Origin of the sequence: Myxococcus sp. MxC21-1 (genome assembly GCF_032612255.1) — a bacterium.
GTDB classification, from domain to species: Bacteria; Myxococcota; Myxococcia; order Myxococcales; family Myxococcaceae; genus Myxococcus; species Myxococcus virescens.
The window spans coordinates 7,213,838-7,225,115 of the sequence record NZ_CP123278.1 but is presented as its reverse complement, the minus strand read 5'-3'; the positions used below and the strand labels follow the sequence as shown (position 1 = coordinate 7,225,115).

The window sequence follows — 11,278 nt, the reverse complement described above, 5'->3', positions numbered from 1 at the left end:
CAGCAGGACCGCGCGGCGGCCCTCCGCGGCCCACGCCTCAGACGAACTTCGCGGCCAGCAGGTCCTGCACGTCGAGCAGGCCCACGGCGCGGCCTTCCACGTCCACCACGGGGAGCTGGTCCACCCGCAGCTCGCGCATCTGCGTGGCCGCGGCCAGCACCAGCGTCTCCGGCGTCACGCAGCGCGGGTTCTTCCCCATCAGCTCGCGCACGGGCACGGTGAAGTCGGTGAGGCCCGCCTCCACGCGGCGGCGCAAGTCGCCGTCGGTGAAGATGCCCACCAGCTTCCCCGCCTTGTCCACCACGCACGCGGCGCCCGGACGGCCCGGCGTCTTCGTCATCACCCCGACCACCGCGGACAGGGGCGAGGTGTCGCGCACCAGCGGGTTGGCGTTGCCGGTGCGCATCAGCTCGAAGACGCGCTGCACGGAGCGCCCCAGCTTCCCGCCCGGATGCAGCAGCGCGTAGTCCTCCGTGCCGAAGGGCCGCGAGCGCAGCACCGTCATCGCCAGCGCGTCGCCAATCGCGTGCAGCGCGGCGGTGGAGGCCGTGGGCACCAGGCCCATGGGGCAGGCCTCCGCGATGGCGCCGATGTCCAGCACCACGTCCGCGCCGCGGCCCAGCGGGCTCTTCGCGTCGCCGGTGAGGGCGATGACGGGCGTCTCCATCCGCTTGAAGGAGGGGAGCAGGCGAATCAGCTCCTCCGTGGAGCCGCTGTTGGACAGCGCGAGGATGACGTCGCCCCGGCCCACGCGGCCCAAGTCTCCGTGCACGGCCTCGGCGGGGTGGAGGTACACGGAGCGGATGCCCGTGGAGGCCAGCGTGGCGGACAGCTTCTGGCCGATGTGGCCCGCCTTGCCCATGCCGGTGACGATGACCTGGCCGCGGCATTCGCGCACCAGTTGCACGGCGCGCAGGAAGTCGTCTCCCAGACGTTCCGTCACACCGAGGATGGCGCGGGCCTCGGCCTCCAGCACGCTCCGCGCGTAGGCGAGCGTGGCCTCTGCGTCGGGAAGAACGGCAGGTGCCTGTGCGGGACGGCCGGGGAGGGCGCGCAGGCGGGGCTTCTTGGCGGCGGAGCGGGAAGGGCGGGCCATGTTCAGTGTCCGGCCTTCTACCTCCGCACCCCCGCGGTGGCCACCCTTGACGCATGGGGGGGCATCGGTTACGCGCCTGCTCGCCCGGCCTCCATTGGCCGGGGCACATTCCACCTTCAAGAGAGGGACGAGATGAAGTTCTTCATCGACAGCGCCGACGTGGAGGAGATTCGCAAGGCCCACGCCATGGGCTGCGTGGACGGAGTGACGACCAACCCGTCCTTGCTCGCCAAGGTGGGCCGGGGCCTGGAGGAGACCATCCGCGAAATCTGCTCCATCGTGGATGGCCCCATCAGCGCCGAATGTGTGTCCATGGAAGCGGACGAGCTCATCAAGGAAGGCCGCTCCCTGGCGAAGATCCACGACAACGTCGTGGTGAAGATTCCCATGGGCGTGGAGGGCATGAAGGCCACCAAGGCGCTGACCGCCGAGGGCATCCGCACCAACGTCACGCTGTGTTTCTCCGCCAACCAGGCCCTGCTGTGTGCCAAGGCCGGCGCGACCTACGTGTCGCCCTTCGTGGGCCGGTTGGATGACATCTCCCAGGACGGCATGGAGCTCATCTCCCACATCCTGGAAATCTACCGGAACTACGAGCACTTCAACACGCAGGTGCTGGTGGCCAGCGTGCGCAACCCCGTGCACGTGCTCCAGGCCGCCCGCCTGGGCGCGGACGTGGCCACGCTGCCCTACAACGTCATCACCCAGCTGGCGAACCACCCGCTCACCGACGCCGGCATCAAGAAGTTCCTGGCCGACTGGGAGAAGGTCCCCAAGGCCGCCAAGCCGCCCGCGGCCAAATAGTCCCTCGGGAAATACAGACTAACGGCGGTTTTCACGGCTCCAATCCCTCTGCGGGGTTGGGGCCTGTTTTTTTGAGAAAAATGGAGCCCGTCCTCCTCCGCTTCCCGGCGGGTTGCACTGGCGATTTCGCGCCGCGGCATGTATTCGTTGACTCCCGAGTCAACGAGCCGAACCCGTCACGAGGTCCCCATGGAATTCCAGCTCACCGACGCCCAGCGCGCGCTGCAGGACGCGGCACGCAAGTTCGCCCGCGAAGTGGTGCGTCCGAAGGCCGCCCACTACGACGAGACGGCCACCTTCCCACTCGATTTGCTGACGACCGCGTGGGAGCTGGGGCTGCTCAACATGGCGATACCCGCCGAGTACGGCGGCGTGGGCCTGTCCCATCTGGACCAGACCATCGTCGCCGAGGAGCTGAGCTGGGGCTGTGCGGGCGTGGCGACGTCCATCATCGCCAACGACCTGGCCAACCTCCCCATCATCCTCCACGCGACCGAGGAGCAGAAGAAGCGGCTGCTCACGCCCTTCACGGAGAAGCTGAAGTTCTCCTCGTTCTGTCTCACGGAGCCCGAGGCCGGCAGCGACGTGGCCAACATGCAGACCACGGCGCGGCTGGACGGAGACCACTACGTCCTCAACGGCGCCAAGTGCTTCATCACCAACGGTGGCCAGGCGAGCCAGTACACGGTGTTCGCCACGGTGGATAAGGGCAAGAAGCACAAGGGCATCACCTGCTTCGTGGTGGAGGGCCGCCCCGAAGGGCTCTCCGTCAGCAAGCACGAGAACAAGATGGGCCAGCGCGCCAGCGAGACGGTGTCGCTGACGTTCGAGGACGTGCGCGTCCCGGTGGCCAACCGCATTGGCGAAGAGGGGCAGGGCTTCGCCATCGCCATGGCCACGCTGGACAACAGCCGCCCGCTGACGGCCATGTTCTCCGTGGGCATCGCCCGCGCCGCGCTGGAGCACTCCATGGAGTACGCCACCCAGCGCCGCACCTTCGGCAAGCCCATCATCGAGCACCAGGCCATCCAGTTCATGATTGCCGACATGGCGATGAACACCCACGCGGCGCGCATGCTCACCTACGAGAGCGCGTGGCTCTTGGACGAGGGCAAGCGCAACTCCCTCCAGTCCAGCTACGCGAAGTGCTTCGCCGCGGACATGGCCATGAAGGTCGCCACTGACGCCGTCCAGGTGTACGGCGGCTACGGCTACATCAAGGAGTACCCCGTGGAGAAGCTGATGCGCGACGCCAAGCTCATCCAGGTCTACGAGGGCACCAGCCAGGTCCAGCGGCTCGTCATCGCGCGGGAACTGTTCAAGTAGCGCCGCGGCACTGCGTCCGGCGGCCGTTTCCCATTGCCGCCGCGACGCGCCAATGCCTATTAACCCAGACCGTTTTTTCCAGATTCCAAACTCCTCCCCGTAAGGAGAAGCACCGCCGTGAAGATCCTCGTCACCGCCAAGCGCGTGGAAGACCCCGAGTCGAAGATCAAGGTCAAGCCGGATGGCTCGGGCATCGTTCAGGAGGGGCTGAAGTACAAGATCAACCCCTTCGATGAAATCGGCGTCGAAGAAGGACTTCGGCTCGTCGCGAAGCACCAGGGCGAGGTCGTCGTGGTGTCCATCGGTGGCAAGGAAGTGCAGGAGCAGCTCCGGCACGCCCTGGCCATGGGTGCGCACCGCGCCGTGTGGGTGAACCACACCGGCCCGGTGGACCAGCTCGGCATTGCGGCCCTGCTCCAGAAGGTCGTGGAGAAGGAGCAGCCGGACCTCGTCATCCTCGGCAAGCAGTCCATCGACGATGACCAGAACCAGGTGGGCCAGTACCTCGCCGAGTTCCTCGGCTGGGGCCAGGCCACGTTCGCTTCCAAGGTGGAGTCCATGGAGAGCGAGCAGGAGAAGAACAAGGTTCCCGCCATCGTCCTCTCCGCCGACAAGAAGAGCGTGCAGGTGATTCGCGAGGTCGACAACGGGCTCGCCACGGTGGAGTGCCAACTGCCCGCCGTCGTCACCACGGACCTGCGCCTCAACCAGCCGCGCTACGCCAGCCTCCCGGGCATCATGAAGGCGAAGAGCAAGCCCATCGAGGAGCTGACGCCGGCCAAGCTGAGCGTGGATGTCACCCCCGCCATCCAGGTCCTGAAGATGTCCGCGCCCCCGGCGCGCAAGGCCGGCATCAAGGTCGCGGACGTTCCTGCCCTGGTCGAGAAGCTGCACAACGAGGCGAAGGTCGTCTGAGCGGCCCTTCCGCACACTCTCTACGGAGTCATCCAAATGCCTATCGTTCTCATTGTCGCCGAGCAGCAGCCGGACGGGAACCTCCGCAAGGCCACCCTCAACGCCATCTCCGCCGGCAAGCAGCTCGCGGAGAAGGCCGGTGGTGAGCTTCACATCGCCCTGGTGGGGAAGGACCCCTCGAAGGTCGCTGACGAGCTCAAGGGTTACGGCGCGAAGGCCGTCCACCTGGGCGCCGCCGCCGAACTGGAGCACTACCTCGCGGAGACCTACGCGCCCGCCATCGCCGCCCTGGCCCAGGAGCTGAAGGCGGACTACATCGGCATGGCGTCCACCGCGCAGGGCAAGGACCTGCTGCCCCGCGTGGCCGGCCGTCTGCGCGCCGCCATGGCCACCGACGTCATGGCCATCAACGGCAGCGGCGCGGACATCACCTTCACCCGTCCCATGTGGGCCGGCAACGTCTTCGCCGACGTGAAGCTCACCACGCCGGTGAAGGTGCTCACCCTGCGCGCCACCGAGTTCCCCGCCGCCGCTGGCGGTCAGGGCGCCGCCGAGGTGAAGACCTTCAGCCCGAAGGTCGAGGCCTCCAAGACGAAGTTCGTCGACTTCAAGGAAGTGAAGAGCGCGCGTCCCGAGCTGACCGAGGCTCGCGTCGTCATCTCCGGTGGTCGCGGCACCAAGGGCGACTTCAAGGAGATTGAAGCCCTGGCGGACGACCTGGGCGCCGCGGTGGGCGCGTCCCGCGCGGTGTGCGACGCGGGTTGGGTTCCCAACGACCTGCAGGTCGGCCAGACGGGCAAGGTGGTGGCTCCGGCGCTGTACATCGCGGCGGGCATCAGCGGCGCCATCCAGCACCTGGCGGGCATGAAGAGCTCGAAGACCATCGTCGCCATCAACAAGGACCCCGAGGCCCCCATCTTCCAGGTGGCGGACTACGGCATGGTGGCGGACCTCTTCAAGGTGCTGCCCGAGCTGCGCGCGGAGCTGGCGAAGCTGAAGTAGGACCGGAGGGCACGGACGTGTCCTGACGCAAGGGGCGACGTGGGGACCTCCCCGCGCCGCCCCTTCGCATTTTCACCTCACAGCTCGATGTCGCGGCCCGCGTCGCGCGGCGCCACGTCTCCGGGCTCCGGGGCCTCGTCCGCGTAGGGCGGCTCGGCGGGCAGTGGCAGCTCGGGGCGCTTGGGTGGTTCAGCCCGGAGCAGGTCGATGAGCGTGCCGTCGCCCAGGGCGACGATGAGGTGGTTGAACTGCCAGGGGCCGTCTCCGCGTTTCTCACCCTGCGCATGCAGCGTGCCCCTGCCATGGGGCCCCTCGAGCGGGAGGGAGAACTGCGCGCGAGAGACACCGTTGCGGCTCTGCACGGCGCTGCGCCGGGGCAGGCCACTTTCGATGGGCGTACCCAGCGCGCGCTGCACCAGCGCGTCGCCGCTGGCGATGGCCACGGCTTCCTGGTGCGCGTCGGACTGCCCCAGGGAGGAGAAGCCCAGGTACGTGGCGAGCACGCCCAGGCCGATACACGAGGCGAGCAGCCCCAGGCATCCCAGCGGAAGGACCCAGCGCCAGTGGCGGCTCCACCAGCCAGGCCGAGGCGCCATTGAACCTTCCTGTGCTGTGTCCATGGCCGCCTCCTCCCACTTCACGCGCGGCTTCCTCTTATTCGCTCCCGAGGCTCGCGGGGAACGTGTGGAAGCCGTCCGGCACCGCCAGCGGTTGGTGTGTGTACCGGGCAACAGGTAGATTTCGCGAGTGCTCCCAAGGGCCGGGGGAGCACGTGAGGCTGGGCGCATGCCTTCGCGCAGATCCTCCTCCGCAGAGGTGTTGTTGGACGTGCTGGAGGCACTGCCTCCGGGGCACCGGCTGTGGGTGCGTGGCGCGGGGCGAAGCCTGTTTCCGCTGCTGCGGGCCGGGGACTCGGTGCGGGTGATGCGCTGTGGCCCGGGCTCGCTGGCGACCGGGGACGTCGCGCTGATGCGGCAGGGGCGCGAGCTGGTGGCGCACGTGGTGGTGTCCACGCGGCCGTGGCGGACGGCCTCGCTGCTGGGGCCCCAGGACGCCCCGGGAGGCGTGACGCTGGGCCGGGTGGTGGCCATCCGGAGGGGCCGCTGGGTGGTTCCGCTGCCCAGACCGCTGCGTCCGGCGCTGCGGCTGGCGCAGCAGGCCGCGTCCACGGCGTGGGCCTGGCCTCGGACCCGGTTAGTGTCTCGGGGGTGTGGGACTTCCTCTTCGCCGGATGGTCGCTGCCGCTTCGTCGCCGCCTGGTGGGGCCGTTGGAGGTGCGGCTCCTGACGGCCGGCGACCTGGACGCGCTCCTGGCCTTCGCCAGTGAGCGGCTGGTGGTGTCTCCGGGCTTCCTGCGCCGTCAGCTGCGCGAGCGCTGGGGCCTGCAGGACACGGAGCGCCGGGGCGCCGCGGCGGGCGCCTTCGACGCCCAGGGACGGATGCACGGCTTCGCCTGGGTGGACTCCTACCGGCAGGAGGGCTTGCAGTTGGAGGGCGTCTGGGTGCGCTCCCTGGTGGTGGCGCCCCGCGTGCGGCGAATGGGCGTGGCCACGGGGCTGCTGGAGTGCCTGATGGAGGAGGCCCGACGGCAGGGGCAGTCGCACGTCTTCGCGGACGTGGACGACGACAACACGGCGTCGCTGCGCACGTTCGAGCGGCTGGCGTTCCAGCGGGCGGGCGCCACGCTGACCCAGCAGGCCAACGAGGCCTGGGATGCCACGGGCCGCTCCAAGCGGCTGGTCGTCGTCGAGCGCACCCTGTAGGTGCGCCGCCGGAGGTTGCGCGGCCGCCCTGGCTGCGTCAAAAAGCCCGCGGCCGTGGCCGCCGTGACGTCACCGGCGAGCCCGGCGTCATCCTCTCCGGTGGGCCGCGCGATATGAGCACCTCGACGTCCGACATGCTGGAGGGGGGCACGGGGCCCTCGTCGCGGTCGCAGCGACTTCGCGCGGATGGGGCGCTGGCGCTCATCACTTCGTTCTGGGGCATCACCTTCGTGGTGGTGAAGGGCGCGCTCGGGCACGGCGACCCGTTCAGCTTCCTCACGCTGCGCTTCATCGTGGGCGCGGTGGTGTTGAGCACCCTGGCGGGGCGGCAGGTGCTGACGGCGCGCAACCTGCGCATCGGCACGATGCTGGGCACCTTCCTCTTCCTGGGGTTCTCGCTTCAGACGGTGGGGCTCACCACCACCACGCCTTCGCGCTCGGCGTTCATCACCGGGCTGTGCGTGCTGCTGGTGCCGCTGCTGTCGATGGTGCTCTACCGGAAGGCGCCGAAGTTCACCTCGCTGCTGGGGGTGGGCACGGCGGCGGTGGGGCTCTACTTCTTCACGCAGCCGGACGGAGGGCTTGGCAGTGGCGGCCTGTCGTCCGGAGATGTGCTGTCGCTGGGCGGCGCGGTGGCCTACGCGTGTCACATCCTCATGACGGAGCGGCATGCGCCGAAGCAGGGGGTGATGGGGCTGGTGGCGGTGCAGCTCTGGACGGTGGCGCTGCTGTCCGCGCTGTGCCTGCCCTTCGTGGAGCGGCGCGTGGTGTGGCATCCGTCCTTCGTGGGGGCGGTGCTCATCTGCGGTGTGTTCGCCAGTGCGGTGGCCATCAGCCTCCAGACATGGGGGCAGGCGCGCACCACGGCGGTGCGCGCGGCGCTCATCTACTCGTTGGAGTCGGTGTTCGCCGCGCTGTACTCGGTGCTGCTGGGCTACGAGACGCTCGGGCCTCGGGAGTGGCTGGGCGGCGCGCTCATCCTGTCGGGCGTGTTGATGTCGGAGGTGGGGGCGGCGGCCTGGGGGTGGTGGCGTGCGAGGGCGCCCGCGCGGTAGCGCCCCTGCCGCGGGGCGTGCGCGCAGCCATCTGGGGCCTGTCCACCAGCCGGGCGGGCAGGGGGTGAAGTGAAGGCGGCCACCGGCGAGTGGACGCGCTATACCCGGGGCCCTTCCCATGAGTGTGGAGCTGCGGCGAAACGGGATGCACCTGACGGGCACCCCCCTGTCCCTGGATGCGAAGCGCAAGTCGCCGCTGTGCTTCGTGAGTCACGGGCATTCGGACCACATCGCCCGGCACGAGAGCACCATCGCCACGGCGGCGACGCTGCGTTTCATGACGCATCGCCTGGGGCCGGTGCGTGAGCCGCGCGAGGTGCCCTTCCGGCAGCCCTTCGAATTGGGGCCGCTGGTGCTGGAGTTGCTGCCGGCGGGGCACATCCTGGGCAGCGCGCAGCTCCGCGTGACGCGGCCGGATGGGCGCCGCATCGTCTACACCGGGGACCTCAACGTGGCGCCGTCGCTCACCGCCGAGGCGACGGAGGTGGCGGAGTGCGACACGCTCGTCATCGAGTCCACCTTTGGTCATCCGCGCTACCGCTTCCCGCCGCGTCTGGAGGTGCTGGGGCAGGTGGAGGCGTGGCTGCGGATGCAACTGGAGCGCGGCGCGGTGCCGGTGCTGCTGGGCTATCCGCTGGGCAAGAGCCAGGAGGCGATGAAGCACCTGGCGGGACGCGGCTTCCCACTGGTGGCGCATTCCTCCATCTACGAGGTGGCGCAGCTCTACGCGGAGCTGGGCGTGCCGATTGAGAACCTGCGCTGCTACGACGGAAAGGTGGAGCCGGGTGAGGTGCTCTTCTTCCCGCCGCACCACGCGCGGGGCGGGGCGCTGGCACCGCTGTGGCCTCGGGCGACGGCGGTGTTGACGGGGTGGGCGGTGGACCGGGGCGCGGTGCGGCGGTACGGCGCGGACGTGGCCTTTCCGCTGTCGGACCACGCGGACTTCCCCGGGCTGGTGTCCTACGCGAAGTCCACGGGGGCGCGGGAGGTGCTGACGTGCCATGGCTTCGCGGAGGAGCTGGCGCAGGCGCTGCGCGACGCGGGGATGGACGCGCGGCCGCTGGGCGGGAAGCCGCAGCAGCTCGGGCTGTTCTGACAGGCGGCGGGAGACGGGGTTCGGTAGAAGGACGGCAATGGCCCGCAAGACGCCGCAGTGGGAAGGACGCATCGTGCGCGTCCTCGTGTGTACCGAGCGCAAGAGCTTCGTCACGAAGGAGCTGCCCGAGGCGCGGGTGTCCTTCGAGGGCTTGGAGGGCGACCGCCACGCGGGCCTGACGCGAGCGGCGGACGTGCGCACGCCGTGGTTCCCCAAGGGGACGCCCATCCGCAACACGCGGCAGTTCTCACTGGTGTCGAGCGAGGAGCTGGCGCAGGTCGCGGAGACGCTCGGCATTCCGCGCGTGCTGGCGTCGTGGCTGGGCGCGAACCTGGAGGTGGCGGGCGTGCCGCGGCTGACGCACCTGCCTCCGGGCACGCGGCTGTTCTTCCCGGAGGACACGACGCTGGTGGTGGAAGGGGAGAACGAGCCCTGTATCGGCCCCGGGCGCGTCATCGAGGCCCATCATCCGGACGTGCAGAAGCTGGCGAGCCGCTTCGTGAAGGCCGCATGGCAGCGCCGGGGCCTGGTGGCCTGGGTGGAGCGCCCCGGCATCATCCGCGCGGGGGACACCGTGAAGGTGGTGCTGCCCAGGCCCGTGACGTACGTGCTGCCTGCGTCCGGCGTGTAGCACCGCGAATCCGTGCTTCAGAAACACCACGGGGCCGCCAGGTCCGGAACGTGTCCCGGACCCCGCGGCCCCGCGGGCTTCGGCTTGCACCGGACGGTTACTCCTCCGGTGACTGAACGATGAGCTTCTCCTTGCCACACACGTCACAGCGCAGGTGGACGAAGAGGTCGCCGTCGCTCTCCTCGGGAACTTCACCCTCGGGCACGCCCAGTTCTTCCTTCGCCAGCGCCGCCACCTTGGCGGGAATCTCCTCCGCCTTCAGCGACTGGACGTACGTCATCTCCCGCTCGTGGCACTCGCGCGTCTCGGGGCCCGTGAGCCACGACGGCTCCATGCCCTCCGGCAGCCGGCTCACCAGCTCCAGGTTGGTGACGGACTCGGCCAGGTAGGCCAGCCGCCGCAGCCGGGCCTCGTCCGGCAGCGCCGCGAAGACCTGGAAGCCCTCCAGCAGGGCATTGCGGTCCTCACCCGTGGCCAGCTGCGCCAGCTCCATCGACGCGTCGCTCGACTCCAGCGCCTCGTCCCAGTTGTTCTCCGGGTTGAAGCCCGCCTCCAGCAGCGACGTGTAGAGCTGCGTGGCCGCCAGCCGGCGCCGCGCCTCCTGCAGGTGCTCCACGACTTCGTGCGTCAAGCGCAGCTCCAGGAGCGCGCCCGTGGTGCGCGGGTCGATGGAGCCCGTCAGGTCATCCACCTCCACCTCTTCCCGCAGCGCGCCCTTCAGCACCTGCGCCGCGGAGAAGCGGAACAGGGGCAGCACGCCCACCTCGCGCAGGTACATGGCCGCCACCGGGGCGTCCTTGGCGCCCATGCGGAGCGCCTTCTGCGCGCGGTCCACCACCGCCGGGTCCGCCGCGGGCTTCTTGTTCTCCAGCCGCGTCTTGACCGCCTCACGGTAGAGCGTCTCCAGCGAGCTGCCCGGGGGCAGCCGCTGCGGCAGGAGCGGGCGCAGGCCCGGCACGTCCAGCACCCACAGCGGAGGCACGCCCATCCGCTTCAGCGCCCGGAAGAAGAGCGAGCCAGGAGGGTCCTGGGGCCGGAAGGGGGCAGCTCGTCGCCAACGGGCTCACCCTGGAGCGCCGCGGCGGCCTGTACGCCCAGCGCCTTCTCCCGTTGCTCACGGGTGAAGGCGGTGATGCCCTGGGCGGGGGGCGGCGGAGGCGGCGGGGCCTCCTCGCCGTCCAGACCGACGACGCGGTCCATGTCCACGTCGTCCATCTCGATGTCGTCGAGCCCCTTGGCGCCCGTGAAGTCGCACCGCAGCAGCTTCAGCTTCTCGAACGTCGCGCCTTCGAGGTTCGCACCCCGGAAGTCGCAGTCCTGGAGCCGGCCGCCGTGGAAGTAGGCATTGGAAAGGTCCGCGTCCCGGAAGTTGACCTTGGACAGGTCGCACCGGTCCCATTCCGAGCCGATGAGGCCCAGCCCGGACAGGTCCGTGTTGGCGGAGAACAGTTGAGTGAAGGTGGCGCCGGTATGGTCGGTGGCGACCTGGCCGGACTTCCGCATCCGGTTCCATTCCGCCGAGCCACTCTGAAGAAGCTTCTCGATACTGGGGGCTTTCGCCATGGACCCGGGATTATTCGTATGGTCTGG

The 11,278-nt window shown here is 69.6% G+C and carries 11 protein-coding genes and 1 pseudogene; 9 read left to right on the top strand and 3 right to left on the bottom strand.

Going from position 1 to position 11,278, the window contains the following annotated elements; genetic code table 11:
- Positions 1-37: 37 nt before the first annotated feature.
- Positions 38-862 (bottom strand): SIS domain-containing protein, encoded by an 825-nt coding sequence (locus QEG98_RS32060; RefSeq protein ID WP_410478090.1) that lies wholly within the window; start codon positions 860-862, stop codon positions 38-40.
- 366 nt (positions 863-1,228) lie between these two features.
- Between QEG98_RS32060 and fsa the strand changes: the two genes are divergently transcribed.
- From fsa to QEG98_RS32040, 4 genes are all read left to right on the top strand, one after another.
- On the top strand, positions 1,229-1,900 hold the full coding sequence (gene fsa, locus QEG98_RS32055) for a fructose-6-phosphate aldolase (protein WP_011555873.1): 672 nt from the start codon (positions 1,229-1,231) through the stop codon (positions 1,898-1,900).
- Positions 1,901-2,089: 189 nt separating this feature from the next.
- On the top strand, positions 2,090-3,226 hold the full coding sequence (locus QEG98_RS32050; RefSeq protein WP_090492338.1) for an acyl-CoA dehydrogenase family protein: 1,137 nt from the start codon (positions 2,090-2,092) through the stop codon (positions 3,224-3,226).
- 117 nt (positions 3,227-3,343) lie between these two features.
- Positions 3,344-4,141 (top strand): electron transfer flavoprotein subunit beta/FixA family protein, encoded by a 798-nt coding sequence (locus QEG98_RS32045; RefSeq protein ID WP_090492340.1) that lies wholly within the window; start codon positions 3,344-3,346, stop codon positions 4,139-4,141.
- Positions 4,142-4,177: 36 nt separating this feature from the next.
- Positions 4,178-5,143, top strand: coding sequence for an electron transfer flavoprotein subunit alpha/FixB family protein (locus QEG98_RS32040; RefSeq protein ID WP_316563983.1), 966 nt, complete (start codon positions 4,178-4,180; stop codon positions 5,141-5,143).
- Between the two features lie 77 nt (positions 5,144-5,220).
- Here QEG98_RS32040 and QEG98_RS32035 read toward each other — a convergent pair whose 3' ends face one another.
- Entirely contained in the window at positions 5,221-5,739 is a 519-nt protein-coding gene (locus QEG98_RS32035; protein WP_316563982.1) for a cytochrome c oxidase assembly factor Coa1 family protein, read from the bottom strand.
- Between the two features lie 190 nt (positions 5,740-5,929).
- Between QEG98_RS32035 and QEG98_RS32030 the strand changes: the two genes are divergently transcribed.
- The 5 genes from QEG98_RS32030 (at position 5,930) to QEG98_RS32010 (ending at position 9,688) form a co-directional block, all read left to right on the top strand.
- Positions 5,930-6,430: a hypothetical protein gene (locus QEG98_RS32030; protein WP_316563981.1), complete on the top strand. Its 501-nt coding sequence runs from the start codon at positions 5,930-5,932 to the stop codon at positions 6,428-6,430.
- A complete protein-coding gene (locus tag QEG98_RS32025) occupies positions 6,418-6,906 on the top strand; it encodes a GNAT family N-acetyltransferase (protein WP_316567998.1) in 489 nt (162 codons plus the stop codon). The genes QEG98_RS32030 and QEG98_RS32025 overlap by 13 nt, the downstream gene beginning before the upstream one ends.
- 113 nt (positions 6,907-7,019) lie before the next feature.
- Positions 7,020-7,961, top strand: a complete 942-nt coding sequence (locus QEG98_RS32020; protein ID WP_316563980.1) for a DMT family transporter — start codon at positions 7,020-7,022, stop codon at positions 7,959-7,961.
- Between the two features lie 118 nt (positions 7,962-8,079).
- Positions 8,080-9,057: an MBL fold metallo-hydrolase gene (locus QEG98_RS32015; protein ID WP_316563979.1), complete on the top strand. Its 978-nt coding sequence runs from the start codon at positions 8,080-8,082 to the stop codon at positions 9,055-9,057.
- 37 nt (positions 9,058-9,094) lie between these two features.
- Positions 9,095-9,688, top strand: coding sequence for an MOSC domain-containing protein (locus tag QEG98_RS32010; protein ID WP_316563978.1), 594 nt, complete (start codon positions 9,095-9,097; stop codon positions 9,686-9,688).
- 97 nt (positions 9,689-9,785) lie between these two features.
- Here the strand turns inward: QEG98_RS32010 and QEG98_RS32005 are convergent.
- A pseudogene (locus QEG98_RS32005) lies at positions 9,786-11,251 on the bottom strand (pentapeptide repeat-containing protein).
- Positions 11,252-11,278: the final 27 nt, after the last annotated feature.